We start from the raw sequence: 25,626 nt of genomic DNA on the forward strand, positions 1-25,626 counted from the left end.
ACTGCGGCGCTCGTTTCCGGAGGCCTCCGTGACCGTCGTCGCCCTGCTGCTCGCCGCCCTGCTGGTGGCCACCGTGGTTCTGCTGCTCCGCCGCTCGCGGCGCGTGTCCCCGCACGAGCGCGCCGTGCGCGAGGTGCTGGATGCGGCCGACGCCCTCGAGGACCGCCTGCGCGTGGCGCGCGCGGAGATCGAGGCGGTCGCGGGCGAGCAGGTGCCGAACCCGGTGGGCGACGCGATGCGCGAAATGCTGCGCCAGCGCCTGTGGCTGCGCGACCACGGCGAATCGGCCACCCCGGCCCAGCTCGCCGACGTGCGCGACGCGATCGACGCCGCGCGCGGCCGCATCGAGCACCAGCTCGAACGCATCGAGGAAGCGAGGCTGCCGCGTGACTGAGCCGCGCCTGATCCTCGCCTCCACCTCGCGCTATCGCCGCGAGATGCTTTCGCGCTTCGGCCTGCCCTTCGACGCCGTCGCGCCCGGCGTGGACGAAACGCCCCTCGACGGCGAGGCGCCGCTCCACCTCGTCCAGCGCCTCGCTGCCGCCAAGGCTGCCGCCGTGGCGCGCGCCTATCCCGACGCCTGCGTGATCGGCTCCGACCAGCTCGCCGAGTTCGACGGCCGCGTGCTGGGCAAGCCCGGCACGCCCGAGCGCGCGATCGAGCAGCTCCGCGCCATGTCGGGCCGCGAGGTGACGTTCCTGACGGCGCTTTGCGTGATGCGCGGCGAACACGAGGTCGGCGTCGCCGTGGACCGCACCGTCGTGCGCTTCCGCACCCTGTCGCAGGCGGAGGTGGAGCGATACGTCGAAGCGGAGCAACCGCTCGACTGCGCCGGCAGCTTCAAGTCGGAGGGCCGCGGCATCACGCTGTTCGACGCGATCGAGACCGTGGACCCCACCGCACTGATCGGACTGCCGCTGATCGCGACGGCGCGCCTGCTGCGCGACGCCGGGTTCGTCCTGCCCTGATTCAGCGCGCCACTTCGATCGGCACTTCGGGCCAGGCCTCGACCGCACCGTCGCGGCCGTGCAGTCGTAGGCCCAGCCAGTGGCGGCCCGGCGCGATGCCCGCGGTGTCCACGCGCCCCGAGAAGCCGAGCTTCGGCGCACCCGGGTCGACGAGGCCGGGCCAGTTGCCTTCGAGGCCCGCGTAGTCGTCGCCATAGCGCAGCGTGCCGACGACGCGGCCGTCGATCGTCGCCTCGACGCGTTCGAGCCCGACGCCCTGGCGGAACGCCCAGCCCTTCACCTCGAACGAGGCGCCGACGCGCGCGCCGGTCGTGGGCGCATCGATCCAGGCCATCGCGGGCGCCGTGCACGGCCCGTCCGCCGGCGCCATCAGCCGGAACAGCGCGATGCGCTGGCGGCCGTGGTCGACGTTGAGCACGCGCGGCGCGGGCAGCGGCCCGACCATGCGGCAGAGCTCGAGGTAGCGGTGGTGCAGGTTCTTGAACTCGACCTCGCTCGCGCCCACCACGAGCAGCACCGGCCCGTTGGCGAGCAGCGCGCGCGGATCCTCGTCGAGCCCCCACAGGTGCAACTGCGGCGCGCGGCCGTGCTTGCGGTTGAGCGGATGGTCGAGCACGGCGATGCGCGGATCGTGGAGCGCGAAGCCGAGCTCGGCGCCGAGCTTGAAGTTGTCGGCGAGCACGCGGGTGCCGGGCGGCATGTCGCGCAGCTCGTCGCGCACCGCGTCGGCGGCGTCGTCCCAGCCCGCGAAGTTCGCCGGATACCACTTCTCCGCCGCCGCGCGTGCGCGCACGGCCGGCAGCGATACCGCGACGTAATAGCCCAGTACGCCGGCGAGGCCGATCAGCGCGAGCGCGGCGGTCGCGCGCTGCGCCCAGCGCGGCCACGCCGCGATGAAGCGCGGCAGCAACGGGATGAGGGCGAGGAAGCCCGGCAGCGGCCAGTGGAAGCTCACGCGCTCGGTATCGGCGAAGAAGCCGAGCACGAAGAAGCCGCCGACCACCATCAGGCCGAGCATGGCGAAATAGCGCGCGGCGATCAGCGGGCTGCGCAACGCGTCGCGCCCCGCGCCGAGCAGGCCGACGAACAGCAGCGGCGTGACCAGCAGCGCCTGGATCGCGATGAACCACAGGCCGCTCGCGTGGAAGGCCCAGGGATGGCGGTCGACGAGCTGGAAGCGCAGGCCGGCGTCGGCGTTGTCGTAGTTCCACCAGACCAGCGGCGTCCACGCGGCCGCACCGAGCGCAATGGCGATCAGCACGCGCGCATCCTTGAGCACGCGACGGCCTTCAGGCATCGCGAGCAACGCGAGGAAGCCGACGCCGATCACCGCGATGAAGCGGTAGTGGCTCAGCGCACCCAGCGCGAGGCCGGCGGCGAGTTCGAGCGCATGGCCCGCATCGACCTTGCGCAGCAGGCAGGCGCCCGCGTCCATGCACAGCAGCGTGGCCAGTGCCATCATCGCGTCGGGCACCGCGAGCAGGCCGAGGCTGCCCGCGAGAGGCAGCAGCAGCGCGAAGCTGCCGGCCGTCCATGCATCGGCCTCGCCGAACGTGCGATGCGTCATCCGCACGATCAGCAGCGGCACCAGGGCCGCGGTCAGCAGGAACGGCATGCGCAGGGCGATCAGGTGCTGTCCGCCGATCGCGACGCCGAGGCGCGCCATCCACGCCGTGAGCCCCGGCAGGTCGGAATAGGCGGCGGCGAGATGCTGCCCTTCCTGCCAGTAGAAGGCCTCGTCCACGAACAGCGGCAACCGCATCGCGACCGCGATCTTGATGCCCAGCACGACGATAAACAGCGCCCAGAACAGACGACGCGCACGCGTCGCTGCAGGCTCCGACTGCATCCTCATCCGACCTCGCTACACTCGGGCTGCGGCACGGGATGCCGCGTTGATGTCCAACGCGCGGAGACGACATGGCCTCAGGCACGGCGGCGAGCATGCTAGCGCAACCCCTCGCGGACGCCCTTGACCGGGCGCAGACGCAGGTCAATTCACTGGTACTGGGCAAGTCGCACGAGGTGCGCCTCGCGTTCGTCGCATTGCTGTCCGATGGGCACATCCTCATAGAGGACCTGCCGGGGCTGGGCAAGACCACGCTCGCGCATGCGCTGGCCGCGACCGTCGGCCTGAAGTTCCAGCGCGTGCAGTTCACATCCGACCTGCTGCCCGCCGACATCCTCGGCGTGTCGGTCTACGACACCACTCGGCAGGCCTTCGAGTTCCATCCCGGCCCGGTGTTCACGCAGGTGCTGCTGGCCGACGAGATCAACCGCGCGCCGCCCCGCACGCAGAGCGCCTTGCTCGAAGCGATGGCCGAGCACCAGGTCACCGTGGACGGCGTCACGCGCCCGCTGCCCTCGCCGTTCTTCGTGATCGCGACGCAGAACCCGGTCGACCTGTCGGGCACGTATCCGCTGCCGGACTCGCAGCTCGACCGCTTCCTGCTGCGGCTTTCGCTCGGCTACCCCGGTGAGGACGCCGAGCGCGAACTGCTGGCGGGCAGCGACCGTCGCCGCATGATCGAGGAAGTGCTGCCCCAGTTCGGCGAGGGCGAATTCGATGCAGTGCGCGCGGCCGTAGTGCAGGTGCATGCCAGCGATACGCTCATCGCCTACGTGCAGGCGCTGCTCGCGCGCAGCCGCCGCCACCCGGGCGTGCGCGTGGGCCTGTCGCCGCGCGCGGGGCTTGCGCTGCTGCGTGCCGCACGCGCGCATGCGCTGCTGCTCGGCCGCGGCCACGTGGTGCCGGAAGACGTGCAGGCGCTGTTCTGCCACGTCGCCTCGCACCGGCTCGTGGTCGACAGCGACGCCGGCAGCGATGCGGCCGTCGCCAAGCAGATCCTCCACGCGGTGCCGGTGGACTGATGGCCGCCGCGCCCGGCCTCCGCCAGCGGCTCGTCGCGCTGGCGCGTCCGCGCGATCCCGAAGCGCTGCCCGTGCGGCTGGACCGCCGTCGCATCTACGTGCTTCCGACGCGCTTCGGCCTGTTCTTCGCGCTGCTGCTCGTCGTGATGTCGGTCGGCGCGCTCAACTACAACAACAATCCCGCGTTGCTGATGGCCTTCCTGCTGGCGGGCTCGGCGGTCGCAAGCCTCGTCTCGGCGCAGCTGCAGCTCAGCGGGCTGGCGATCGCCGCGGTCGACGCCGAACCCGTGCCCGCGGGCCGCACGCTGCACCTGCGCGTGCATGCACGCGTCGCCGATCCACGCCCGCGTTCGGGCCTGATGCTCGCCTGCGCCGACTGCGCGCCCGTGCCGCTGCGACTGCGCGATGGCAGCGGCGAAGCGGCCCTGGACCTGCCCACGCAGCGCCGCGGCTGGCTCGAGGTGCCGCGCCTGCGGATCGCCACGACATGGCCGCTCGGCATCGCGCGCGCGTGGTCCTACGTATGGCCGGAAGCACCGGTACTGGTGTATCCGGCGCCGGAGAGCGACGCGCCGCCGCTGCCCACCGGTTCGGGCGATCCCGCCACGCGCCGCCTGCACGCGGCCGGCGACGACGTGCATCACCTGCGCAACTACCGTGCGGGCGACGCGCAGCGCGCGATCGCCTGGAAGCCCTCGGCGCGCCGCGGCACGCTGCTGGTGCGCGAGTTCGAGCAGCCCGCCGGCACCGACATCGACCTCGACTGGCGCGAGCTGCACGGCCTCGCGCACGAGGCGCGGATCTCGCGGCTCGCACGCTGGGTGGAGGACGCCGAGCGCGACGGTCGTCGCTATCGCCTGCAACTGCCCGCGCAGCCCGCGATCGGCCCGGATCGCGGCCCTGCGCATCGCCACGCCTGCCTGCGCGCACTCGCGCTGATGCCGCATGGCTGACGTCGCCACGCCACCGCTGGACGCCGGCAGCCGTCGCTGGACGATGCTGTTCGCGGCGCTCTGCCTCGCGCCGCTGCTGCTGCAGCTGCCGGGCGCGACTGCGATCGCGATCGGCGCGACCGCCATCGTCATCGCCGCGCTCACCTGGCGCCGCCCGCTGTCTAACCTGGTGCGCGGCGTACTGGCGATCGCGATCGTCGGCGCCGTGATCGCGCAGTTCGGCTTCCAGTTCGGCCGCGACACGGGCTGCGCGCTGCTCGGCGCGATGCTCGCGATCAAGCCCGCGGAGACCACCACCCTGCGCGACGCGCGCAGCCTGATCGGCTTCGGGCTGTTCGCGCCGTTCTCCACCTTCCTGCTCGACCAGGGGCCGTGGACGCTCGCGCTCGGCCTGACCGCCGCGTTGCTGGGTTTAGGTGCGCTGCATCGACTGGCGATGCTCGAAGGCGAGATCGACGCGCCCGGCGTGCTGCCGCCGATGCGTTCGGCGATGCGGCTCGTGCTGTTCGGCCTGCCGCTCGCGCTCGCGATCTTCTGGTTGTTCCCGCGCATCGCCACGCCGCTGTGGGGCGTGCCCGAGCGCGCCGCGGCGAAGGTCGGCCTCTCCGACACCATGTCGCCCGGCGACTGGGTCGACCTGCTGGCCGACGACAGCGTCGCGATCCGCGCCCGCTTCCAGGGCCCGACGCCGCCCAAGCAGGCGATGTACTGGCGCGGCCCGGTGCTCTGGGATTTCGACGGCCGCACGTGGACGCGCGGCCGCAGCCTCGATGCCTTCGCCGCCGATCGCGCCGTCGCCGGCGACACGCGCTGGACCTACACGATCGAGGTCGAGCCGACCGACCGCCGCCAGCTGGTCGCGCTCGATCTGCCCCTCGAAGCGCCCGAAGGCGCGTACATGACCGGCGACCACAGCCTGCGTACCGGCCGTCCGCTGGCGAGCCTCACGCGCTGGCGCATGACCTCCGCGCCGCCGGTGCGGTTCCAGACCACGCTCTCCGAACCCATGCGCCGCCGCGCGCTGGCGGTGCCAGCGGGCTACGACCGTCGCACCGTCGCGCTCGGCCGCGAGCTGCGCGCGCGATTCGAGGACGACGAGGCCATCGTGCGTTACGCGCTGGACTGGATCCGCCGCGACTTCGCCTACTCCATCTCCGCGCCGCCGCTGGACCGCGATTCCATCGACGACTTCCTGTTCCGCACGCGCGTGGGCTACTGCGAGCACTTCGCCAGCGGCTTCACCGTGCTGATGCGCTCGGCCGGCGTCCCCACTCGCGTGGTCACCGGTTACGTCGGCGGCGAATGGAACCGCCTCGGCGGCTACTGGATGATCCGCCGCATGGACGCGCATGCGTGGACGGAAATCTGGCTGCGCGGCCGTGGCTGGGTGCGCGTCGATCCGACCGCGGCGGTCGCGCCGGAAAACATCTATGACACCCTCGACGACCGCCTGCCCACCGGTGGCGGCCTCTTCGAGACCCTGCAGGGGCCGCGCGGCATCGGCCAGGTCGGCGACTGGCTGCGCCAGAACTGGAACGATCTCGTGCTCGGCTTCAACGCCGACCGCCAGCAGCGCATGTTCGGCCCGCTCGGCTTCGAACGCCTCGATCCCATGCAGCTCGCGGCGATGTTCGGCGTCGCTGCGTCGCTCGCACTGGGGTTGATGGTCTGGCTCAGCCTGCGCGCGCCGCGCGAGCAGGATCCCTTGCTGCGGGCCTGGCACCGGCTCGGCCGGCGCTACGAGCGGCTCGGACTCGGCCGCGCGCCGTACGAGCCCTCGACCGCCTGGGCTGAACGGATCGCGAAGACACGCGGCGAAAAGGGCCGCGAGCTGCTGGATCTCACCGCCCGCTTCACGCGCGCACGCTACGCTGCGGCCGTAGCGGACGAGTCGTCCGCACGACGGCTGGCCCGCGACCTTCGCGCGCATCGGCCGTCCTGACCTCCCGCGCTGGACGCGCTCCCGTCCGGAGTCCGCAATGAAGCTACGAAACGTGCTGGTTCCCGTCGCGCTGGCCGCCGCGCTCGCCGCCTGCGCCACCGCGCCGCAGCCACTGCAGGGCGAATTCACCGCGATCACGCCGCGCGAAGCGGTCGACCGCGACAGCACCGGCGCGCTGGTGCGCTGGGGCGGCCGCATCGTCGACGTTGAGCCGCAGCCGAATCGAACCTGTTTCCACATGATCTCCACGCGTCTGGACGTGTCGGGCCGCCCTTACTGGGCGACGGACGACGTCGGCGGGCGCTTCATCGCCTGCCGCAACGGCTTCTACGATCCGGCCGTGTTCGAGCGCAATCGCGAGGTCACGTTCACCGGTCGCGTCGCGGGCTACGACTCGCGCCGCATCGGCCAGTACGACTACCGCCTGCCGCGCGTCGAGGCCGAGGTCGTCTACCTTTGGCCCGTTCGCGAGCGCGTCGATGTCATCGAACGCCCGGCGCCGTGGCCGTGGTGGGGCTGGTGGTGAGCGACGCTGCAGGATGAAAAAAGCCCGGGCATGCCGGGCTTTTTCGTGCGGGGCTTTCGCTCAGTGCGGCGCGCCGAAACCGCCGAGCGCCGTGCCGGCGAGCAGGTGCAGGTGGACCTGGAACACCGTCTGCCCGGCGTGCGCACCGCAGTTCATCACCACGCGATAACCGTCCTGCGCGAAGCCCTGTGCGCGCGCGTAGTCGGCCGCCGCCAGCATCAGCTTGCCGAGCAGCTCGGCGTGCTCGGGACGCGCGGCGTCGAGCGAGGCGATCGGCGTCTTCGGCACGAACAGCACGTGCACGGGTGCGCTCGGCGCGATGTCGCGGAAGGCGATGAGGTCGTCGTTCTCGAAGACGATGTCGGCCGGGATCTCGCGGCGGACGATCTTCCCGAAGATGGTGGTATCGATATCGGTCATGGCGTCATTCCCGGATTTCGGTGCGGGTGCCGAACGCATGCGAGAGCGTGCCGCGGTCGACGTACTCGAGCTCCCCACCCAGCGGCACGCCGTACGCGAGGCGGCTCGGGCGCACGCCGTGCTGGCGCGCGAGCTGCGCGAGGTAGTGCGCGGTGGCCTCGCCTTCGACGGTGGGGTTGGTGGCGATGATCAGTTCCTGCACTTCGCCCTCCGCGAGGCGCTGGCCCAGCCGGTCGAGCCCCAGTTCGCGCGGGCCGATGCCGTCCAGCGGCGAGAGCCTGCCCTGAAGCACGTAGTACAGGCCGCGGTAGCCGGTGGCCTGCTCGATCGCGAGCCGGTCGGCAGGCGTTTCGACCACGCAGAGCTGGTCGACGTCGCGCGACGCGCTGGCGCAGACCTCGCAGACCTCGTTCTCACTGAAGTCGCGGCAGCGCACGCAATGCCCGATGCGGTCGACGGCGTCGGCCAGCACCTGCGCCAGGTGCTGGCCGCCGGCGCGCTCGCGCTCGAGCACGTGGTAGGCCATGCGCTGCGCCGACTTCGTGCCCACGCCCGGTAGCACGCGGAACGCTTCGATCAGCTGCTCGAGCAGCGTGCTCATGGGCGCGCGGCCTCGATTCGACGGGGCGGCAAGCTCAGCGCGATAGCCATGCAGGTCGAGTGCAGGCTCAGAACAGGCCCGGCAGCTTCATGCCCGGCGGGATCGGCATGCCGGCGGTGACGGCGGACATGCGCTGCTGCGATTCGGCGTTGACCTTGTTGACCGCGTCGTTGAACGCAGCGGCGATCAGGTCCTCGGCCATCTCCGGGTCGCTGACCACGCTCGGGTCGATGCGCACCTTGCGGCACTCCATGCGGCCGGTCAGCGTCACGCTGACCATCCCCGCGCCGGCGTTGCCGGTGACTTCGATCTTCGCGAGGTCCTCCTGCGCCTTGGCCAGGTTCTCCTGCATCTTCTGGGCCTGTTGCATCAGGTTGCCGATGTTTCCACGCATGGGTCTTGCTCCGTACGGATTCGGGAAGGTGTCGCGTCAGCTGTCGAGCGGACGCACGGATTCGGGGACGATGCGGCCGCCCGCGGCAACCAGCCGGCGCACGTCGGGATGCTGCTCGAAGGCGCGCTCGGCCTCCGCCTGCCGTGCATCGCGCGCGCGCTCGATGTGCACGCGCACAGAGTCGACCGGGCGTGCCGGCGTCTCGAAGCGGATCTGAGGCGCCTGCCCGAAGCGCGGCGCGAGCGCATCGCCCAGCATCTTCAGCATCGTCGCGCCCTTGAGGTGCTCGTCGTCCGGCTCGATCGACAGGCGCAGCACGCCGTCGGCGCAACCGATGAAACCGACGTGCTCGGCGAGCAGCCGCGCCGGTCCACGCAGCTCGCAGGCGGCGACCCAGTCGCGCCATGCATCGGCATCGGACAGGCCGCCGTCACTGCTGCCGCGCGATGCCGCGCGCGGAGCACTTTCGACAGGCGCCGCTGCATCAGGCTCGGCGCTCGCCGGCGTCGAGTCGAAACGCGGCATGGCTGCCGCAGATAGCGCGGCGACGTCAGCACCGGCCGCGATCGATGCTTCGACCATCACTGGAGCTTTGCGCTCCGCCCGCGGCGGAACAGGTGCGTCCACCGCCTGCGACGCAGGCCGCTGCGGGCGCGGCGCAGCCGCCGGCTTCGGTGCGTCCTCCAGCGCGGCGCGGGCGGCCGCGGCGGCATTGCCGCGCGAGGGCGGCGCGGCGGCTCGATCGTTACGCGCTCCGCCACCGCCATTGCCCGTCGACGCGGAACCGGGGCGGAACGCCAGCATGCGCAGCGCCACCATCTCGAAGCCCGCGCGCGGGCCCGGCGCGAGCGGCAGGTCGCGGCGCCCGTTGAGCGCCATCTGGTACCAGAGCTGCACGACTTCCGGCGCCAGCGCACCGGCCAGCGCATCGATGTCGACGCCGTCGGCCTCGATCGCGGCGCCGGGCACCAGCTGGCGCAGCTGCACGTGGTGCAGCGCTTCGGCGAGCGCTTCGAGCACGTCGTCCCAGTCGGGCGAGAACTCGCCCAGGCGTTCGATCTCGGCGATGAGCGCAGCGCCGTCGCCAGCCGACAGCGCATCGAGCAGTGCGCCCACGCGGCCGCGGTCGACGGTACCGAGCATGGTCGCCACGCCCTCGTCGCTGAGCTGCGAGCCGGTGTAGGCGATGGCCTGGTCCAGCAGCGACAGGCCGTCGCGCAGCGAGCCATCGGCCGCGCGCGCGAGCTGCTTCAGCGCGCCCTCCTCCACCGGAATGCCTTCGGCGCCGAGGATCTTGCGCATCTGGCCGCGGATCTGCTCCTCGTCAAGGCGCTTGAGGTTGAACTGCAGGCAGCGCGACAGCACGGTGACCGGCAGCTTCTGCGGGTCGGTGGTCGCGAGCAGGAACTTCACGTGGCCGGGCGGCTCTTCCAGCGTCTTGAGCAGCGCGTTGAAGGCCGACTTCGAAAGCATGTGCACTTCGTCGATCAGGTAGACCTTCACCCGGCCGCGCGAGGGCATGTACTGCGCGTTGTCGATCACTTCGCGCACGTCGTCCACGCCGGTGTTGCTGGCGGCGTCGATCTCGAGCAGGTCGATGAAGCGGCCGGCGTCGATATCGCGGCAGGAATTGCACTCGCCGCACGGGTCGGCCGAGGTGCCGCGCTCGCAGTTCAGGCTCTTGGCGAAGATGCGGGCGATCGTCGTCTTGCCCACGCCGCGCGTGCCGGTGAACAGGAAGGCGTGGTGCACGCGGCCGCTGTCGAGGGCATTGGTCAGCGCCCGTACGACATGCTCCTGCCCGACGAGTTCGGCGAAGCGCTTCGGGCGCCATTTGCGGGCAAGAACGAGATAGGACATGCAGGCTCGACGCGGTGCCGCCGGCACGTCCGGCGAGGACGGAGGATTGTGCCAGACCCCCGTCGCACGCCGTGCGCGCCTTGTGGCTGCGGGCCGCGACGGCGTAGAATCGGCGGCCCTGAGCGAGGCCGGATGCCGGATTCAGGTCCAGGTGCGGAGAGGTGTCCGAGTGGTTGAAGGAGCACGCCTGGAAAGTGTGTAAGCGTCTAAACCGCGCTTCGGGGGTTCGAATCCCCCTCTCTCCGCCATATCACCGCCGCGTTCCGCGGCGCGCTCTACCAGCAAGTTTCTATGGTGGCCCCGTCGGCCCCTCGCGACGCTAGGTCGAAAACCCCGCCAGGGCCGGAAGGCAGCAACGGTATCGACTGATGCGGGCGCCGAGGTCAGCCGGCGGGGTCATCGCCTTTTCGGACCTCGCAAACGCCCCGCCCCCGCCTGGCGCGGCGGCACGTTTCGCAGCTCGCCACGCCCGGGTCCGGGCGCGACGCTCAACGGCGATCCGATCAACCCGAATACAGCGCCGAAAATGCCTCGAAGTCGCCCGCCTCCAGCACGGCGGCGACGTAGTGATGCGGCACGTTCAGGCGCACGTCCACGCTTTCGTCGTCCTCGGGCTGCAGGTCGAGCACCAGCTCGACGTAGGCGCTCTCGAGGTCGACCTTGCGGCATTCGACATAGGCGCCGAACGGCGCGCCCACCCGCAGCCACGGCGTGAGCAGCGTGGCCAGCTCGACGCGGCCGGGTTCGGTCAGGAAAACGCGGGTTCGGTTTCGACGCTTCGACATGGGTGACGGGCGCTCGGGATCGGCAGCGCAGCTTAGCCGCGCCGTCGTCGGCACGGCGCGACGGCCTCAGCCGTTCCAGGGCTGGGCGCGGGCGGCCGTCGGCGCGGCCAGCGCGACCACCTCGCCCGGGCGACCCACCCGATGCCCGCGCGCGGCGAGCGCTTCGCCGTCGGCCACGCTCGCGTAGTGGTACAGCAGGCAGCGCGAAAGGATGCCCGGCGGGTACTCGCGTTCCAGGTCCTCGACGCCCGTGTGCGACGGATTGCCGTGCAGGCCGCAGTCGTGCGCGATCAGCTCGTCGGCATCGGCATAGCGCGCCAGCATCTCGGGGATCGGCCGCGTGTCGCCGGTCCACACCATGCTGCCGCGGAGGCGCAGGCCGAATGCGGTGTCCGGCCAGTGGTGGCGGACCGGAAAGACTTCCAGGCGCACGCCGTCGTGCCAGAACGCGTCGCCCACCGGCACCAGGCGGAACGCGTCCCAGAAATTCGCGCCGCCCTCGGCCAGCACGTTCGGATACGCCGCCACGCGCTGGTGCACCAGCGGCACCAATGGCGCGGGCACGTACACCACCACGCGGCCGCGTCGTGCGGCGTCGAAATACGTATCGACGAACAGGCGTTCGAAGCCGCCCACGTGGTCGAGGTGGGCATGCGTGACGAAAAGCGCACGCGGCGATTCGCCGTAGGCCGCCTGGTAGGCGGTCAGGCCTTCGGCGCCGCAATCGATGGTGAGCCACGGCCGACCGCCCTGCTCGATCGTCGCCATCGCCGATCCCAGCGCGACGGCCGATGCATTGCCCACGCCATGAAGCCGCAGGGTCCAGTCGCTCATGCCGATCGCCATGCCTCGTCGTAGGCCGCGCGCAGGCGGCCGAAATCCTCGTCGACCTCGTCGACCGCTCGCGCGCCGCGGCGCTTGAGCAGCGAGCGATGCAGGCGACGCAGGTTCCGTTCGCGCCAGCCGTCTCCGATCGTTCGGAACAGGCCGCGGTCGAGATCGATCACCCAGCCGCGGCCGTCGCGGTCGAACAGCAGGTTGTCGGCGTTGAGGTCGGCATGGTCGAGCCCCGCCCGATGCATGCGTGCGACCAGGCGGCCGGCCTCGTCCCAGGGCGCCGCGCCTTCCATCGCCAGCGACGCGAGCGTCTCGACGTTGCGCAGGCGCTCGATCAGGATCGCGGCGCGATAACGCAGGCCGTCGCGGACGTACATCGCCGCGACGGGCGCCGGCACCGGAATGCCGCGCCGCCGCGCTTCGCGCGCGAGATGGAACTCGGCGACGCTGCGCACTCGACGCTCGCCGTTCCAGAAATAGCCGGACCTGCTGACGCGCGCGGCAAGGCCGCCACGACGGTACTGGCGCAGCACGCAGGCGCCGAACGGCGCATCGACGAACCACGCCGCGCCGCGCCCGCCGGTGTCGACCGGCCGCGCGCGATCGCCCCAGAACATCGGGTCGAACCAGCGCGGCTCTGCTTGTGGCGCGCGCTCGGGGTCGAACACAATCGCGCCACGGCCGTCGGGGCCGTCGAATTCGATCCGTGCGTCGTCGGCATGCGCGGGCGCCATGACCGGAGTCTAGCAGCGCATGACACGCCCCCTTCCGCTACCGCCTGGCGCGCGCATCGCGCTGCTGCGCCTGTCCGCGCTCGGCGACGTCACGCACGTGCTGCCGCTGGTGCGCACGCTGCGCGAAGGCATTCCGGACGTGCGCATCACCTGGATCATCGGGCGCGGCGAGCATCGCCTGCTTGCGGGCCTGCCCGGCGTCGAGTTCGTCGAATACGACAAGAAGAGCGGCATCAAGGGCATGCGCGAGCTGCGGCGCGGCTTCGATCGCCCCTTCGACGCGCTGCTGCAGATGCAGGTGGCCGCGCGCGCGAACCTGCTGTCGGCCTTCGTGCCGGCGCCCCGGCGCATCGGCTACGACCGCTCGCGCTCGAAGGACCTGCACGGCCTCTTCATCAACGAGCGCATCGCCGACCGCCCCGGCATCCACGTGCTCGATGCGATCGGCAGCTTCGCCGAGCCGCTCGGCCTGTCACCGCTGCCGGTCGAGTGGAACATGCCGGTACCGACGGAGTCGTTCGACTGGGCCGCGGCGCAGTGGCCCGAGGACGGCCGTCGCACGCTGATGATCTCGCCCTGCTCCAGCCACGCGCGCCGCAACTGGCGTGCCGAGCGTTACGCGGCGGTGGCCGACCACGCGGCGTCTCGCGGTTGGCGCGTCGTGCTCTGCGGCGGCCGCAGCGAGCTCGAGCGCAGCACGGGCGACGCGATCCTCGCGGCGATGGCGCACCCGGCGCTCGACCTGATCGGCAGGGACACGCTCAAGCAGCTGCCTGCGCTGCTCGCCCGCGCCGATCTCGTGATGACGCCCGATTCCGGGCCCATGCATATCGCCAACGCGATGGGCACGAAGGTGCTGGGCCTGCACGCGGCGAGCAATCCCGCGCGCAGCGGGCCGTACAGCGACCGCCGCTACTGCGCGGACCGCTACGACGACGCGGCGCGTCGCTACCTGAAGCGCCCGGCGTCCGAACTCAAATGGGGCACGAAGATCGAATTCGACGGGGTCATGGACCTCGTCACCGTCGAGGACGGCATCGCGGCGTTCGAGCGCTTCGTGGCCGACGCCGGCTGAGCGTCGGTGGGTCCGGTCAGCCCGCGGGCTGCCGGTAGTCCTCGTAGGACTTCTCCTCGACGTAGGACGAGCCCAGCGCGAGGTTGATGTCCTTCTTGATGCGTGCTCGCTCGTCGTTCTCGAAGTAGACGGCGCGAGCAAGGCGGATGAACTCGGCGTCGAAGGCCTGCTGCTTCTCCTTCACGCGGATGTCGTCCTCGATCTCCCAAAGCCGCTCGTTGACGGCCTTGAGCTGGGCGCGGAGCTGCACGATGTCGTGGCCGGCGGCGGGATGGGCCATCCAGGTCTTCTCGAGCGCGACCAGTTCCTTGCGGACGTTCGCCAGCTTCGTCTCGTCCTTCATGCGCTCGGACTTGATCTGCAGGATCGCGATCTTGTCCAGCAGTTCGCCGAACGACACCGGCACCAGGATCTCGGACATGGGCAGCCTCGAAACATCGGGGCCCGCCAGTTTACCCGTCAGCGGGCCGCCCTTGTCGCAGCGCGTCCTCCGCCGTATGATTCGCGGCCCCGCTGCTTGTCGGCGGGGAGCCACGGAGAGGTGGCAGAGTGGTTGAATGTACCTGACTCGAAATCAGGCGTACGTTTATAGCGTACCGAGGGTTCGAATCCCTCCCTCTCCGCCATATACAGAAGGAAGGGCCTCCGGAAGGGGGCCCTTCTTTTTTGTCCGGCAAGTCGTCGCCTCCCGTGCTTTCCGGCCAGTTGCTCGCGCGGCAGCGCGCTTGCCCTCGCCCCGTCGCGCACCGATGATTCGGTGGCCGACCGGCCTGCCTGCGAGCCCATGATCGAATACGGACACCTGACCCACGCGGGCCTGCGTCGCGAGCTCAACGAGGACACTTACTACGCCGACGGCGAACTCGGCCTCTGGCTCGTCGCCGACGGCATGGGCGGGCACGAGTACGGCGAGGTGGCGAGCGCGCTGGCACGCGACACGATCGTGCGCGAGGTGCGCGACGGCACGCCGCTGGCGCAGGCCATCCGCATCGCCGACGAGGAGATCATCTCCACCTCGCGCCGCCGCAACGACGCCCTGCCGATGGGCACGACGGTCGTTGCCGCGCGCATCCGCGGCGAGCGTTTCGAGGTGGCCTGGGTCGGCGACAGCCGCGTCTATCTCTGGCGCGAGGGCCAGTTGCTGCAGCTCTCGCAGGACCACAGCTACGTGCAGGAGCTGATCGCCACCGGAGCGCTCACGCAGGAACAGGCCCGCAGCCATCCGCACCGCAACGTCGTCACCCAGGCGCTGGGCGTGACCGATCCGCGCAGCCTCAACGTGGAGACCATGACCGGCGAGCTGCGCACCGGCATGCAGTTGCTGCTGTGCTCGGACGGGCTGACCGAGGAAGTCGACGACCGCGCGATCGCCAAGGTGCTCGCGCGCCAGGACTGCAGCGCGCAGGAATGCGCGGAAACACTCGTGCCCGCGGCGCTGGACGGCGGCGGCTCGGACAACATCACGGTGGTGCTGGTCCGGCGGAGCTGAGCCTCAGGCCGGCGCGAGCGCCTCGTCGCCGCCGGCGTTCTCGGCGAAGCGGTCCCACACGGCCGCACCCGATTTCTTGCGCAGCACGGCCAGGCGCGCCTCGTGAGCCTGCAGTTCTTCCGCCTCGACCCGCACGCGCGGGCGCGGGCGGCTGAGGTCGATCTCGAACGGCAGCGCCTCGGACGCGAGCTCCGCCGCCACATCGCCGAAGCCGAGATCGGTCTGGCCGGACGTCAGGCCGATGTAGACCTCGGCCAGCAGCTGGGCGTCGAGCAGCGCGCCGTGCAGCTGGCGATGCGAATTGTCGATACCCAGCCGGCGGCACAGCGCGTCCAGCGAGTTGCGCTGGCCGGTATAGCGCTTGCGCGCCATCAGCAGGGTGTCCTCGATCCGGCAGCGGTTGGAGATGCAGCCGTAGTGCGCGCCGCACAGGCGCAGCTCGTTGTCGAGGAAGCCGATGTCGAAGGCGGCATTGTGGATGATCAGCTCGGCGCCCTCGATGAACTCGAGGAACTCGTCGATCACCTCGGAAAAGCGTGGCTTGTCCGACAGGAAATCCAGCGTGAGGCCGGTGACTTCCGCCGCGCCCGGCTCGAAATCGCAGTCGGGGTTGAGGTAGCGGTGGAACGTGCGCCCGGTCGGACGACGCTCGACGAATTCGACGCAGCCGATCTCCACCACGCGGCAGCCGCGCTCCCAGCTGAGGCCGGTGGTTTCGGTATCGAGAATTACCTGGCGCATCGAGCAATCCGTACGTCGTTGCGCATTAGCCTAGCGGCAGGCTGTCGCACGGTCGTGTGCGGCAGCCGACGGCCATAGCGCGCAGGCGTCTTATCTATACGACGCTGCGCGCGCCCTGCTTGACCGCGGTCGCCGCGTTGCGCGCGAGCACGTCGACGCGCTCGTTGTCGGGATCGCCGTTGTGGCCCTTCACCCAGTGCCAGGCGATGCGATGGCGCAAGGTGGCCGCGTGCAGGCGCTCCCACAGGTCACGGTTCTTGACGGGATCGCCGCCGGCCGTGCGCCAGCCGCGGCGGATCCAGCCCGGCATCCACTCGGTGATGCCCTGCCGCACGTACTGCGAATCGGTATATAGATCGATCGAGCAGGGTTCGGTGAGGGTTTCCAGCCCCTGGATGGCCGCCATCAGCTCCATCCGGTTGTTGGTGGTGTCGGGCTCGCCGCCGGAAAGCTCGCGTTCGCGGCCCTTGTAACGCAGCAGGGTGCCCCAGCCGCCCGGGCCGGGGTTGCCGAGGCAGGCGCCATCGGTATGGATTTCGACCGCCTTGAGGTCCTTCATCGGAATTTCGCGCATCCGCCATTGTGCCCGGCCCGGGAGCTGAACCGCTCGTCGGACTGCCACGGGGGGCGCCCGAATGCCGCCCGGTGCTGACAAATCAGTCATTTAGGAACTATTGCTCAAGGTCTCTGGCCGGTGAGGGACGTCGATCACGGTCACTCAGGGTTGACGGGGCGGACCTCGGACGGCAAGGTCGCGCCTTCTTCGGGACCAGCACCTAGCCGTTCAGCGTATTCAGTTTCACGCGCTGAGGTGGCACTAACCGACGGAGGTAATTGCCAATGCGATTGCAGCCCCTGCCTGCGCGCGTCGACAACTACATCTGGGTGCTTCGCAACGATCAGGGCCGAGCGCTGGTGGTCGATCCCAGCGAAGCCGCCCCGGTGTTCGAGGCCGCCAACAGCGAGGACTTCTCGCCTGCGGCGATCCTCCTGACCCATCACCATGCGGATCACGTGGCCGGTGCCGCGCCGCTGCTCGACCGCTGGACCGGCACGCCGGTCTACGGCCCGGACGACGACCGTGTCGGCCTTCCGGTGAACGCGCCCGCCGATGGCGCCACGTTCGCCGTCGACGACTGGTCCGTCCAGGTGCTCCACGTGCCCGGTCATACGCGCACGCACATCGCTTTCTTCGTCCGGAGCGCCGGGAACGATCCCGTGCTGTTCTGCGGCGACACCCTCTTCAGCCTGGGCTGCGGGCGCCTTTTCGAAGGCGATGCGGCGCAGATGGAGAACTCGTTGGGGAGGCTCGCAGCACTGCCACCCGAGACCCGGGTCTGTTGCGGGCACGAGTACACGCTGGCCAATGCCGCATTCGCGGCGGTGGTTGAACCCGACAACGCGGCGCTCCAGCGCCGCCTGAAGGAGGCCAAGACCATGCGAGACGCTCGTCGTCCCACGCTGCCCAGCACCATCGGCAGCGAGCTTGAATGCAATCCCTTCCTGCGTTGCGACCAGCCCGCCGTCGTCGGCGCGGCCGCACGCCGCCTGGGCCGCGCGCCCGCCGGCCATACCGAGACCTTCGCCACGCTCCGTGCGTGGAAGGACGGGTTCTCGGCATGAACAACTCTCTTCTGAAGACGGGCGCCGCGGCGCTCGTGGCAGCGTGCGGCCTGATGACGGCCGGTACGGCCGATGCCGCCCAACCGCGCAACGGACGCGAGGTCTACGAGGCGTTCCGCGCCGGCCTCGCCGAGCCCAGCTGTCCCACCGAGGCCTCGCGCTGGTCGCGCCAGTTTTCGCACGCTCCCGACCGCCTGACCGGCCGCGACGAGACGCTGGTGCTGTTCAGCCACGTCGTCGAGTCGCTGCGCGCCGCGCACCTGCCGACCGAGTACGCCCTGATCCCGTTCGTCGAAAGCGGCTACAGCCCGACCGCGCGCAGTAGCGCGGGCCCGGCCGGCCTCTGGCAGATGATCGGCACCACCGCGCGCAACCACAACGTGCCGATGCGCCCGGGTTACGACGGCCGCATGTCGCCCGTCGATTCGACCAAGGCCGCCGTGCGCTACCTCAAGACGCTGCACGGCATGTTCGGCGGCAACTGGCGCCTCGCGGTGATGGCCTACAACGCCGGCGAGTACCGCGTGTTCGGCGCCCTCAAGCGCGCCGGCCAGACGCCGCGCACCGCCAAGCCCGAGTCGCTGACCGGCCTGTCCGGCATCACCCAGGCTTACGACGACAAGCTTCATGCGATCTCCTGCGTGATCGCCAAGGCCGACAACCAGCCGAGCTTCCTCGCCGCGCTGGACCGACCGGTCCGCACGCTCGCGCCGGTCGCCTCGTCCGAGGCCATGATCGCCATGGAGACCCCGAAACGCGCACCGGCCGCGTCCGCCGCGGCGCCGGCTCTGGTCGCCACGGGCTCGGCGGCCGCGTCGCTGGGCGCGCCCGCCGGCGACGCCAACGGCATTGTCGCAACCGTACTTGGCGGCTCCGCCGCGTCGCCGGTCGCCGCCGCGGATGCCACCGCCCCGCGTCGCCATACCGTCGCCGCCGGCGAGAACCTCTGGACGATCGCCCGCCGCTACAAGGTCTCGGTCGCGCAGCTGGTCAGCGCAAACGGGCTCAAGGCCGGCAAGCTGTTGGCCCCGGGCATGGTGCTGGCGGTCGACGCACTGGCGGCCAAGTAGCCTCCCGCGCCCGCGCCGGGCACACTACGGCGCCCGTCCGCATCCGGCGGGCGTCAGTCACGGAGAGCACATGGGTTTTCTGCAGGGCAAGCGCGCACTGATCACCGGGGTCGCCAGCCAGCGCTCCATCGCCACCGGCATCGCCGAGGCCATGCGTCGCGAGGGCGCCGAACTCGCCTTCACCTACCAGAACGACAAGCTGAAGTCGCGAGTGGAAGCCGCCGCGGCCGAATACGGCAGCGACATCGTGCTCCCGCTCGACGTCACCTCCGATGAGCAGATCGCGCAGTGCTTCGAGCAGCTCGGCCAGCGCTGGGACGGGCTCGACATCGTTGTCCACGCGATCGCCTACGCGCCGCGCGAGGCGATCGAGGGCGAATTCCTCGACGGCCTGACCCGCGAGAACTTCGCGATCGCCCACGACATCTCCGCGTACTCGCTGGCCGCGCTCGCCAAGGCCGCGCGTCCGATGATGGCCGGCCGCAACGGCTCGATCCTGACGCTGAGCTACCTCGGCGCCGAGCGTGCGCTGCAGAACTACAACGTGATGGGCGTGGCCAAGGCCAGCCTCGAAGCCACGGTGCGCTACCTCGCGTTGAACCTCGGCCCGGAAGGCACGCGCGTCAACGCCATCTCCGCCGGCCCGATCAAGACGCTCGCTGCCGCCGGCATCGCCAACTTCCGCAAGATGCTCCACCACTTCGAGACGTACGCGCCGATGCGTCGCAGCGTCACCATCGAGGACGTGGGCAATACCGCCGCGTTCCTGTGCTCGGACCTCGCGCTGGGCATCACCGGCGAGGTGACCTATGTCGATTCGGGCTACAACATCCTCGGCATGACCGGCATCGGCGACGACGACTGACGCGCCGCCGCGTCGACCATGAAGAAAGCCCGGCTCAGGCCGGGCTTTTTCGTTTACCGCACGTGCGCGTCGCAGGCGGCACATATATATATGTGTGTGCGACGGGCACGCATCGCATGCATCGCCCCCGTCGCGATCCGCAGGCGATCGCCGTCGCCCACGATCCGCACATCCGAAAACGCGAACGGCCCGCCGAAGCGGGCCGTCCACGATTACCGACCGGCAGAGGTCAAAGGTTCGCTTCGTTGACCTCGACCTTGTAGGTACGCCGCAGGGTCCGCACCATCGACTCGACCTCGACGAAGCCGTGCAGCTGGCCGATCTGGCGCGACAGGACGGCCGGGTCGCCGCCCATGTCCGCGGCCGTGCCGGGCTTGACCGCGTCGACCACGAACACGAACGCGCGGCCGTCCGGCAGGACCTTCGAGCCGACGGGTTTCTGGCCCTTCGGCGCCTGCGCGGTGAAGAAGCCTTCCGCGACGCCCTCGGCCACCGCCGGTGCACCGCGCGGCACGCCCGTCAGCACCTGCGGCGCGGCCAGTCCCTGCGCGGTGGCGACCGCGGCCAGCGACTGGCCGCCCTTCACCTGCGCGACGACCGCATCGGCCCGCTTCTGCGCGGCCTTCAGCGTCCGGTCGGCACGAATCGCCGCGATCACGCGGTCGCGGACCTCGGCCAGCGTGAGCTGGCGCGCAGGCGCGTGATCCTTCACACGGATCAGCACGCTGTGGTCGTTACCGACGTCGATCGGGTCGGTGACCATGCGTTGCTGGATCGCCGTGTCCGAAAATGCCGTGCGCTGCACCAGCGGGTGCGCGATGACGCCGCTGCCCTGCCCGCGCGCGATCGGCCCGACCGTCTTCAGCGGCAGGCCCGCGGCCTGCGCGGCCGGCGCCAGCACCGACGGGTTCTTCAGCACGTCGTCGACCAGCTTGGTCGACAGCTCCTGGAAGCGACGCTCGCGGCCGCTCTCGACCAGTTCCTTCTCGAGCGTGGCGCGCGCCTGCTCGAAGGTTTCCTGATTGCCCTGCTGGACCTGTCCGAGGCGGATCACGTGCCAGCCGAACTCGGTGCGGACGGGGTCGCTGACCTGGCCCGGCTGCATCTCGAACAGTGCCTTCTCGAAGGCGGGTGCGAGGGCACCGCGGCCGACGAGGCCGAGATCGCCGCCCGCGGCCTTGGAGCCGGTGTCGTCGCTGTTGGCACGCGCGAGCGCGGCGAAGTCGGCGCCGGGCGCGCGCGCCTGCGCGACCAGGCGCGTGGCCTTCTCGCGCGCGGCGGCGTCGACCGACGCGGCCGCCCCGGCCGGCACGCTGATCAGGATGTGCGCGGCCTGGCGCTGCTCGTCGGACACGAAACGCTTCTTTTCCTGCTCGTAGCGCGCACGCAGTGCGGCCTCGTCGACCACGGGCAGCGGCAGCGTCGAGGCGTCGAGCTCGACGTACTCGAGCGTCACCGTCTCCGGCGCGCGGTAGTCGGCGATGTGCGAGCGGTACCAGGCGTCGATCTCCGCCGCCGTCACCGCCGCCGTGTCCGGCTGGGCCGCCGGAAGCGCGATGACCGACACGTCGCGGCGCTCGCCGAGCAGCGCGATGAGACGCGAGGTCTCGCTGGCCGTGGCGAAGGAACTGCTGCCGATGCTCGTGCGAAGCATCGAATCCGCCAGGCCGTCGCGCACCAGCTGCTCGAACTGGGCTTCGGTACGCGGCGGGCTCAGCGTGCGCACCGCGAGGCGGTACTGCTGCAGGTCGAACTTGCCGTCGCGCTGGAAAGCCGGGATCTGCGCGATCTCGCGGCGCACCATCGCATCACTGACAACGATTCCCTGGCGCTGCGCCCAGAGGCCCTGCACGCGCTCGTCGATCAGCGCGTCGAGCACCTTGCGCTTGTTATCGACCGACTCGAACTCGCGCGCGTCGAACTCGACGCCCTGCTCCTGCCGTGCCGTCTGCCGCGCCTGCTCGAAGCGGTCGCGGAAGTCGCGCTGCGTGACGTCCTGGTGCTCCCACAGGGCGGAGAAAGGCCAGAACGTGGGCGCATCGGCCCACCAGGTCGGCGGCGCGCCGATCGAAGCGACCGGACGCTCGCGCGTCTGCTGGAAGTAGTCCGACACGCCGACGAAGGCGAACGGCACGATCAGCAGGCCGAGTACCACGGTGGCGATCCAGCCGGAAGTCTTTTCGCGAAGGTTCTGCAGCATTGCGGCACGGCTCGGGGCGAAGCCGGACAGTGTAGCCGCTGGAATGGCCCGTGGACGCCTCGTGACGGCGGCAGCCGGATGACAGGCAAAAGAAAAGCGCCGTTTCCGGCGCTTTTCGAAGATGGCGGAGCGGACGGGACTCGAACCCGCGACCTCCGGCGTGACAGGCCAGCATTCTAACCGACTGAACTACCGCTCCATTTGTTGCGACAGCGGACGCTGCCCGCACGCTTCGCGGAAAACCGCCCGGACGTGCGATCCGGAAAACGAAGGCGCCATTCGGCGCCCTCGGAACAACTGGCGGAGTGGACGGGACTCGAACCCGCGACCTCCGGCGTGACAGGCCAGCATTCTAACCGACTGAACTACCACTCCGCGCTTTAACTTTTCGCCTGCCAGGATGCTCTGGTGGGTGCTGAGGGTTTCGAACCCCCGACCCTCTCCGTGTAAAGGAGACGCTCTACCGCTGAGCTAAGCACCCGTCTCGACCAGCCCCAAGCAAGCGGCGCTGGCGGGCGAGTTGATTAGTTTACAGCGTCCTTCAGGGCCTTGCCAGCCTTGAACGACGGATTCTTCGAAGCAGCGATCTCGATCGTCTCGCCCGTCTTCGGATTGCGGCCCTGGCGCGCGGCGCGCTCGCGGACCTCGAAGGTGCCGAAGCCGACGAGCGTGACGTTCTCGCCCTTCTTCAGGGTCTTGGTGATCACGCTGACCATCGCGTCGACGGCATTGGCGGCTTCCGTGCGCGACAGTTCGGCGGCATCGGCGATGGCCGCGACAAAATCGGCTTTGTTCATTGCTTGTACTCCGTGGGCGGCAGTGGGCCGCAGATGTGCTGAGAACCGGACAAACCCCCTGACCGGCAGATCCCCTGTTCGACCTTCCCCGTCGCTCTTCGCGAGCCTGTGACGCGGACGGCGCTCGTTATACCAGCGGCTTCACAAACGACGCAAGCCGGAAAGCCAGCAACGACGCGGCTTTCCGGCTTGCAAATTCGCCGATCGCGTTGGCGTCAGTGCGTGATCTCGACCGGCGTGTTCGATACGGGCGCCTCGTGCACCGGCATCTCGTCGGCCGCCGGCGTCGGCGCCGCGGCCGGCGTCACCGGCTGTTCCAGCGCGATGTCGAGCACTTCCTCGATCCACTTCACGGGGATGATGTCGAGCCCCTTGGTCACCGACTTCGGCATGTCGACGAGATCCTTCCTGTTCTCGTCGGGAATGATCACCGTCTTGATGCCGCCGCGCAGCGCGGCAAGCAGCTTCTCGCGCAGGCCGCCGATCGGCAGGACGCGACCGCGCAGCGTGATCTCGCCCGTCATCGCGACGTCGGCCTTGATCGGATTGCGCGTGAGCAGCGACACGAGCGCCGTTACCATCGCGATGCCCGCGCTCGGGCCGTCCTTCGGCACCGCACCTTCGGGCACGTGCACGTGCAGGTCGTGCTTGCTGAGGAAGTCGATGTCGATGCCGAGGCGCTCGGCACGGCCGCGCACCACCGACAAGGCGGCCGACGCCGATTCCTTCATGACGTCGCCGAGCTGGCCGGTAAGCAGCATCGAGCCCTTGCCGGGCGCGAGCGCCGCTTCGATCTGCATGAGGTCGCCGCCCACCTGCGTCCACGCAAGCCCGGTCACCAGGCCGATCTCGTTCTGTTCCTCGGCGCGACCGAAGTCGTACTGCTGCACGCCGAGGTACTTCTCGAGGTTTTTCGCATTGACGAGGACCGCCGTCTTGCGCGCCTTGGGGCCCGCGAGCGCCAGTTCCTTCACCACCTTGCGGCAGATCTTCGCGACCTGGCGCTCGAGGTTTCGCACGCCCGATTCGCGCGTGTAGTAGCGGATGGTGTCGCGCAGCGCGTCATCGGTGACCTTGAGCTCGCCTTCGCGCAGGCCGTTTGCCTTGATCTGCTTCGGCAGCAGGTAGCGCTCGGCGATGTTGAGCTTCTCCTCTTCCGTGTAGCCCGGAATGCGGATGACTTCCATGCGGTCGAGCAGCGGGCCCGGAATGTTCAGCGAGTTCGACGTCGCGATGAACATCACCTCCGAAAGGTCGAGGTCGACTTCGAGGTAATGGTCGTTGAAGGCGCTGTTCTGCTCGGGGTCGAGCACTTCCAGCAGCGCCGACGACGGATCGCCGCGGAAGTCCATCGCCATCTTGTCGATCTCGTCGAGCACGAACAGCGCGTTCTTGCTGCCGACCTTGTTGAGGTTCTGCACGATCCGGCCCGGCATCGAGCCGACGTACGTGCGGCGATGGCCGCGGATCTCGGCCTCGTCGCGCACGCCGCCCAGCGACATGCGCACGAACTTGCGGTTGGTCGCCTTCGCGATCGACTGGCCGAGCGAGGTCTTGCCCACGCCCGGCGGACCGACGAGGCACAGGATCGGGCCGCGCATCTTCTGCACGCGCGTCTGCACCGCGAGGTATTCGAGGATGCGTTCCTTGACCTTCTCGAGACCGAAATGGTCGGCGTCGAGCACTTCCTGCGCGGCCTTGAGGTCCTTGCGCACGCGGGTCTTCTTGTTCCACGGCACGCCCAGCAGCCAGTCCAGATAGTTGCGCACCACGGCGCTCTCGGCCGACATCGGCGACATCTGCTTGAGCTTGTTGAGCTCGGCCTTGGCCTTCGCCTCGACGTCCTTCGGCATGCCGGCCTCTGCGATCTTCCGCGTCAGCTCGTCGATGTCGTTCGGCGCATCGTCGAGCTCGCCCAGTTCCTTCTGGATCGCCTTCATCTGCTCGTTGAGGTAGTACTCGCGCTGGCTGCGCTCCATCTGCGACTTCACGCGGCCGCGGATGCGCTTCTCCAGCTGCTGCACGTCGATCTCGCCGTCGACGAAGCCGACCAGCATCTCCAGCCGTGCACCGACGCCGCTGGCCTCCAGCAGCCGCTGCTTCTCGGAGATGCGCACCGACAGGTGCGCGGCGATGGTGTCCGCCAGGCGGCCCGGCTCGTCGATCCCCTGCAGGGTCTGCATGAGCTCCGGCGGCAGCTTGCGGTTGGACTTCACGTACTGCTCGAACAGACCCAGCAAGGTGCGCGTAACGGCCTCGAGCTCGCGCTCGTCGCGGTCGTCATCGGCATCGATGACACGCGCGCGCCCGACCAGCGCGCCATCGCGCTCGACGACCTTGTCGACATGGGCGCGCGTCACGCCTTCCACCAGCACCTTGATGGTGCCGTCCGGCAGCTTCAGCAGTTGCAGGACGTTCGCGAGTGTGCCGACCGAGTAGAGATCGCTTCCGGTCGGGTCGTCCACGTCGGCGGATTTCTGTGCGACCAGCAGGATGCGCTTGTCGGATTCCATGGCGTGGTCGAGGGCGCGGATCGACTTCTCCCGGCCGACGAACAGCGGGATGACCATGTGGGGAAAAACCACGACGTCGCGGAGCGGCAGGACCGCAAGGTCCAGGTTCTCGCGGGCGGTGGATTCGGTCATTGAATTGCTCCCGGACTCATGGCGACCGCCAGCATGGGGCCGGCGCCGAAAAAGATGCGTGGAGAACCACGCCCAAGCCCCATCTATGGGGTTCAACAGGATCGTTGCAAGCCTCGTTCCGCCGATTTGCGTGACGCAAGTCGTTGAATAGACAGGCTACGGGTCGAGCGGCCGCGGAATTCCGGCGCATCTTCGGTGACGAGGTCCAAGCCGTCATCATCGGCGTCGCG

General features: G+C 69.9%; 25 protein-coding genes, 5 tRNA genes and 1 other RNA gene. 14 read left to right on the forward strand and 17 right to left on the reverse strand.

Going from position 1 to position 25,626, the window contains the following annotated elements; all coding sequences use genetic code 11:
- Window positions 1-28 precede the first annotated feature (28 nt).
- Both IE066_RS14765 and IE066_RS14770 read left to right on the forward strand, forming a co-directional pair.
- Window positions 29-394, forward strand: coding sequence for a hypothetical protein (locus tag IE066_RS14765; RefSeq protein WP_229790700.1), 366 nt, complete (start codon window positions 29-31; stop codon window positions 392-394).
- Window positions 387-968, forward strand: coding sequence for a Maf family protein (locus IE066_RS14770; RefSeq protein WP_268244864.1), 582 nt, complete (start codon window positions 387-389; stop codon window positions 966-968). The genes IE066_RS14765 and IE066_RS14770 overlap by 8 nt, the downstream gene beginning before the upstream one ends.
- Before the next feature lies 1 nt (window position 969).
- On the opposite strand, the gene IE066_RS07410 is transcribed toward IE066_RS14770, so the two are convergent.
- Window positions 970-2,817, reverse strand: coding sequence for an ArnT family glycosyltransferase (locus IE066_RS07410; protein ID WP_189448881.1), 1,848 nt, complete (start codon window positions 2,815-2,817; stop codon window positions 970-972).
- A 95-nt stretch (window positions 2,818-2,912) separates the two neighbouring features.
- Here IE066_RS07410 and IE066_RS07415 point away from each other — a divergent pair, with 95 nt between their 5' ends.
- Genes IE066_RS07415 through IE066_RS07430 form a run of 4 tightly spaced genes read left to right on the forward strand, consistent with a single transcriptional unit; the run spans window position 2,913 to window position 7,260 of the window.
- On the forward strand, window positions 2,913-3,839 hold the full coding sequence (locus tag IE066_RS07415) for an AAA family ATPase (RefSeq protein ID WP_229790701.1): 927 nt from the start codon (window positions 2,913-2,915) through the stop codon (window positions 3,837-3,839).
- Entirely contained in the window at window positions 3,836-4,792 is a 957-nt protein-coding gene (locus IE066_RS07420) for a DUF58 domain-containing protein (protein ID WP_425488922.1), read from the forward strand. The genes IE066_RS07415 and IE066_RS07420 overlap by 4 nt, the downstream gene beginning before the upstream one ends.
- Complete coding sequence (locus IE066_RS07425) at window positions 4,785-6,734, forward strand: transglutaminase TgpA family protein (RefSeq protein ID WP_189448278.1); 1,950 nt, start codon at window positions 4,785-4,787, stop codon at window positions 6,732-6,734. Before IE066_RS07420 ends, IE066_RS07425 begins: the two co-directional genes overlap by 8 nt.
- A 37-nt stretch (window positions 6,735-6,771) precedes the next feature.
- A complete protein-coding gene (locus IE066_RS07430; protein ID WP_189448280.1) occupies window positions 6,772-7,260 on the forward strand; it encodes a Slp family lipoprotein in 489 nt (162 codons plus the stop codon).
- 60 nt (window positions 7,261-7,320) lie between these two features.
- Here the strand turns inward: IE066_RS07430 and IE066_RS07435 are convergent, their stop codons facing one another.
- From IE066_RS07435 to dnaX, 4 genes are all read right to left on the reverse strand, one after another.
- Window positions 7,321-7,680, reverse strand: coding sequence for a histidine triad nucleotide-binding protein (locus tag IE066_RS07435; RefSeq protein ID WP_189448282.1), 360 nt, complete (start codon window positions 7,678-7,680; stop codon window positions 7,321-7,323).
- A 4-nt stretch (window positions 7,681-7,684) separates the two neighbouring features.
- Window positions 7,685-8,281: a recombination mediator RecR gene (gene recR, locus IE066_RS07440; RefSeq protein WP_189448283.1), complete on the reverse strand. Its 597-nt coding sequence runs from the start codon at window positions 8,279-8,281 to the stop codon at window positions 7,685-7,687.
- A 67-nt stretch (window positions 8,282-8,348) separates the two neighbouring features.
- Complete coding sequence (locus IE066_RS07445) at window positions 8,349-8,675, reverse strand: YbaB/EbfC family nucleoid-associated protein (protein WP_189448285.1); 327 nt, start codon at window positions 8,673-8,675, stop codon at window positions 8,349-8,351.
- A 36-nt stretch (window positions 8,676-8,711) separates the two neighbouring features.
- Complete coding sequence (gene dnaX / locus IE066_RS07450) at window positions 8,712-10,535, reverse strand: DNA polymerase III subunit gamma/tau (RefSeq protein ID WP_189448287.1); 1,824 nt, start codon at window positions 10,533-10,535, stop codon at window positions 8,712-8,714.
- A gap of 155 nt (window positions 10,536-10,690) precedes the next feature.
- On the opposite strand from dnaX, the gene IE066_RS07455 reads away from it, so the two are divergent.
- Together IE066_RS07455 and ffs are read left to right on the forward strand one after the other, a co-directional pair.
- Window positions 10,691-10,783 (forward strand) — tRNA-Ser (locus tag IE066_RS07455).
- A gap of 52 nt (window positions 10,784-10,835) precedes the next feature.
- An RNA gene (gene ffs, locus IE066_RS07460) (signal recognition particle sRNA small type) lies at window positions 10,836-10,932 on the forward strand.
- A gap of 106 nt (window positions 10,933-11,038) precedes the next feature.
- On the opposite strand, the gene IE066_RS07465 is transcribed toward ffs, so the two are convergent.
- The 3 genes from IE066_RS07465 to IE066_RS07475 all read right to left on the reverse strand — a co-directional run bounded on the left by IE066_RS07465 (window position 11,039) and on the right by IE066_RS07475 (window position 12,891).
- Window positions 11,039-11,320: a hypothetical protein gene (locus tag IE066_RS07465; protein WP_189448289.1), complete on the reverse strand. Its 282-nt coding sequence runs from the start codon at window positions 11,318-11,320 to the stop codon at window positions 11,039-11,041.
- A gap of 66 nt (window positions 11,321-11,386) precedes the next feature.
- The gene (locus IE066_RS07470; protein WP_189448291.1) at window positions 11,387-12,154 is read right to left on the reverse strand and encodes an MBL fold metallo-hydrolase; all 768 of its coding nucleotides are present in this window, start codon (window positions 12,152-12,154) and stop codon (window positions 11,387-11,389) included.
- On the reverse strand, window positions 12,151-12,891 hold the full coding sequence (locus tag IE066_RS07475) for a 3-deoxy-D-manno-octulosonic acid kinase (protein WP_189448293.1): 741 nt from the start codon (window positions 12,889-12,891) through the stop codon (window positions 12,151-12,153). Before IE066_RS07475 ends, IE066_RS07470 begins: the two co-directional genes overlap by 4 nt.
- Window positions 12,892-12,910: 19 nt before the next feature.
- Here IE066_RS07475 and IE066_RS07480 point away from each other — a divergent pair, with 19 nt between their 5' ends.
- A complete protein-coding gene (locus IE066_RS07480; protein ID WP_189448295.1) occupies window positions 12,911-13,966 on the forward strand; it encodes a glycosyltransferase family 9 protein in 1,056 nt (351 codons plus the stop codon).
- Window positions 13,967-13,982: 16 nt separating this feature from the next.
- Here IE066_RS07480 and IE066_RS07485 read toward each other — a convergent pair whose 3' ends face one another.
- The gene (locus tag IE066_RS07485) at window positions 13,983-14,387 is read right to left on the reverse strand and encodes a DUF6165 family protein (RefSeq protein ID WP_189448297.1); all 405 of its coding nucleotides are present in this window, start codon (window positions 14,385-14,387) and stop codon (window positions 13,983-13,985) included.
- A gap of 114 nt (window positions 14,388-14,501) precedes the next feature.
- Between IE066_RS07485 and IE066_RS07490 the strand changes: the two genes are divergently transcribed.
- Both IE066_RS07490 and IE066_RS07495 read left to right on the forward strand, forming a co-directional pair.
- Window positions 14,502-14,592 (forward strand) — tRNA-Ser (locus IE066_RS07490).
- 158 nt (window positions 14,593-14,750) lie between these two features.
- Window positions 14,751-15,455, forward strand: coding sequence for a PP2C family protein-serine/threonine phosphatase (locus tag IE066_RS07495; RefSeq protein ID WP_189448299.1), 705 nt, complete (start codon window positions 14,751-14,753; stop codon window positions 15,453-15,455).
- Window positions 15,456-15,458: 3 nt separating this feature from the next.
- Here IE066_RS07495 and dnaQ read toward each other — a convergent pair whose 3' ends face one another.
- Both dnaQ and rnhA read right to left on the reverse strand, forming a co-directional pair.
- Window positions 15,459-16,196: a DNA polymerase III subunit epsilon gene (gene dnaQ / locus IE066_RS07500; RefSeq protein WP_189448301.1), complete on the reverse strand. Its 738-nt coding sequence runs from the start codon at window positions 16,194-16,196 to the stop codon at window positions 15,459-15,461.
- A 94-nt stretch (window positions 16,197-16,290) separates the two neighbouring features.
- Window positions 16,291-16,755 carry a ribonuclease HI gene (gene rnhA / locus IE066_RS07505; RefSeq protein WP_189448882.1) on the reverse strand — a complete coding sequence of 155 codons (465 nt, stop codon included), beginning with the start codon at window positions 16,753-16,755 and terminating at the stop codon, window positions 16,291-16,293.
- 281 nt (window positions 16,756-17,036) lie between these two features.
- Here rnhA and gloB point away from each other — a divergent pair, with 281 nt between their 5' ends.
- The 3 genes from gloB (at window position 17,037) to IE066_RS07520 (ending at window position 19,754) form a co-directional block, all read left to right on the forward strand.
- Window positions 17,037-17,819: a hydroxyacylglutathione hydrolase gene (gloB, locus tag IE066_RS07510; protein WP_189448302.1), complete on the forward strand. Its 783-nt coding sequence runs from the start codon at window positions 17,037-17,039 to the stop codon at window positions 17,817-17,819.
- Window positions 17,816-18,889, forward strand: coding sequence for a lytic transglycosylase domain-containing protein (locus IE066_RS07515; RefSeq protein ID WP_189448303.1), 1,074 nt, complete (start codon window positions 17,816-17,818; stop codon window positions 18,887-18,889). Before gloB ends, IE066_RS07515 begins: the two co-directional genes overlap by 4 nt.
- 70 nt (window positions 18,890-18,959) lie before the next feature.
- A complete protein-coding gene (locus IE066_RS07520; RefSeq protein WP_189448304.1) occupies window positions 18,960-19,754 on the forward strand; it encodes an enoyl-ACP reductase FabI in 795 nt (264 codons plus the stop codon).
- 229 nt (window positions 19,755-19,983) lie between these two features.
- On the opposite strand, the gene IE066_RS07525 is transcribed toward IE066_RS07520, so the two are convergent.
- The 6 genes from IE066_RS07525 to lon all read right to left on the reverse strand — a co-directional run bounded on the left by IE066_RS07525 (window position 19,984) and on the right by lon (window position 25,396).
- A complete protein-coding gene (locus tag IE066_RS07525; RefSeq protein WP_189448305.1) occupies window positions 19,984-21,954 on the reverse strand; it encodes a SurA N-terminal domain-containing protein in 1,971 nt (656 codons plus the stop codon).
- Between the two features lie 122 nt (window positions 21,955-22,076).
- Window positions 22,077-22,153 (reverse strand) — tRNA-Asp (locus IE066_RS07530).
- Between the two features lie 99 nt (window positions 22,154-22,252).
- A tRNA-Asp gene (locus tag IE066_RS07535) sits at window positions 22,253-22,329 on the reverse strand.
- Between the two features lie 31 nt (window positions 22,330-22,360).
- A tRNA-Val gene (locus tag IE066_RS07540) sits at window positions 22,361-22,435 on the reverse strand.
- Between the two features lie 43 nt (window positions 22,436-22,478).
- Complete coding sequence (locus IE066_RS07545) at window positions 22,479-22,751, reverse strand: HU family DNA-binding protein (protein ID WP_189448306.1); 273 nt, start codon at window positions 22,749-22,751, stop codon at window positions 22,479-22,481.
- Between the two features lie 215 nt (window positions 22,752-22,966).
- The gene (lon, locus tag IE066_RS07550) at window positions 22,967-25,396 is read right to left on the reverse strand and encodes an endopeptidase La (RefSeq protein ID WP_189448307.1); all 2,430 of its coding nucleotides are present in this window, start codon (window positions 25,394-25,396) and stop codon (window positions 22,967-22,969) included.
- Between the last annotated feature and the right edge of the window lie 230 nt (window positions 25,397-25,626).

Source organism: Cognatilysobacter xinjiangensis, from assembly GCF_014651995.1.
GTDB classification, from domain to species: Bacteria; Pseudomonadota; Gammaproteobacteria; order Xanthomonadales; family Xanthomonadaceae; genus Cognatilysobacter; species Cognatilysobacter xinjiangensis.

Bases quoted from the DNA above. Each gene is read 5' to 3' on its own strand.
- IE066_RS07410 (WP_189448881.1), bottom strand. From the start codon at position 2,817: ATGCAGTCGGAGCCTGCAGCGACGCGTGCGCGTCGTCTGTTCTGGGCG.
- IE066_RS07415 (WP_229790701.1), top strand. From the start codon at position 2,913: ATGCTAGCGCAACCCCTCGCGGACGCCCTTGACCGGGCGCAGACGCAG.
- IE066_RS07425 (WP_189448278.1), top strand. From the start codon at position 4,785: ATGGCTGACGTCGCCACGCCACCGCTGGACGCCGGCAGCCGTCGCTGG.
- IE066_RS07430 (WP_189448280.1), top strand. From the start codon at position 6,772: ATGAAGCTACGAAACGTGCTGGTTCCCGTCGCGCTGGCCGCCGCGCTC.
- IE066_RS07435 (WP_189448282.1), bottom strand. From the start codon at position 7,680: ATGACCGATATCGATACCACCATCTTCGGGAAGATCGTCCGCCGCGAG.
- recR (WP_189448283.1), bottom strand. From the start codon at position 8,281: ATGAGCACGCTGCTCGAGCAGCTGATCGAAGCGTTCCGCGTGCTACCG.
- IE066_RS07445 (WP_189448285.1), bottom strand. From the start codon at position 8,675: ATGCGTGGAAACATCGGCAACCTGATGCAACAGGCCCAGAAGATGCAG.
- dnaX (WP_189448287.1), bottom strand. From the start codon at position 10,535: ATGTCCTATCTCGTTCTTGCCCGCAAATGGCGCCCGAAGCGCTTCGCC.
- IE066_RS07465 (WP_189448289.1), bottom strand. From the start codon at position 11,320: ATGTCGAAGCGTCGAAACCGAACCCGCGTTTTCCTGACCGAACCCGGC.
- IE066_RS07470 (WP_189448291.1), bottom strand. From the start codon at position 12,154: ATGAGCGACTGGACCCTGCGGCTTCATGGCGTGGGCAATGCATCGGCC.
- IE066_RS07475 (WP_189448293.1), bottom strand. From the start codon at position 12,891: ATGGCGCCCGCGCATGCCGACGACGCACGGATCGAATTCGACGGCCCC.
- IE066_RS07480 (WP_189448295.1), top strand. From the start codon at position 12,911: ATGACACGCCCCCTTCCGCTACCGCCTGGCGCGCGCATCGCGCTGCTG.
- IE066_RS07485 (WP_189448297.1), bottom strand. From the start codon at position 14,387: ATGTCCGAGATCCTGGTGCCGGTGTCGTTCGGCGAACTGCTGGACAAG.
- IE066_RS07495 (WP_189448299.1), top strand. From the start codon at position 14,751: ATGATCGAATACGGACACCTGACCCACGCGGGCCTGCGTCGCGAGCTC.
- dnaQ (WP_189448301.1), bottom strand. From the start codon at position 16,196: ATGCGCCAGGTAATTCTCGATACCGAAACCACCGGCCTCAGCTGGGAG.
- rnhA (WP_189448882.1), bottom strand. From the start codon at position 16,755: ATGAAGGACCTCAAGGCGGTCGAAATCCATACCGATGGCGCCTGCCTC.
- gloB (WP_189448302.1), top strand. From the start codon at position 17,037: ATGCGATTGCAGCCCCTGCCTGCGCGCGTCGACAACTACATCTGGGTG.
- IE066_RS07515 (WP_189448303.1), top strand. From the start codon at position 17,816: ATGAACAACTCTCTTCTGAAGACGGGCGCCGCGGCGCTCGTGGCAGCG.
- IE066_RS07520 (WP_189448304.1), top strand. From the start codon at position 18,960: ATGGGTTTTCTGCAGGGCAAGCGCGCACTGATCACCGGGGTCGCCAGC.
- IE066_RS07525 (WP_189448305.1), bottom strand. From the start codon at position 21,954: ATGCTGCAGAACCTTCGCGAAAAGACTTCCGGCTGGATCGCCACCGTG.
- IE066_RS07545 (WP_189448306.1), bottom strand. From the start codon at position 22,751: ATGAACAAAGCCGATTTTGTCGCGGCCATCGCCGATGCCGCCGAACTG.
- lon (WP_189448307.1), bottom strand. From the start codon at position 25,396: ATGACCGAATCCACCGCCCGCGAGAACCTGGACCTTGCGGTCCTGCCG.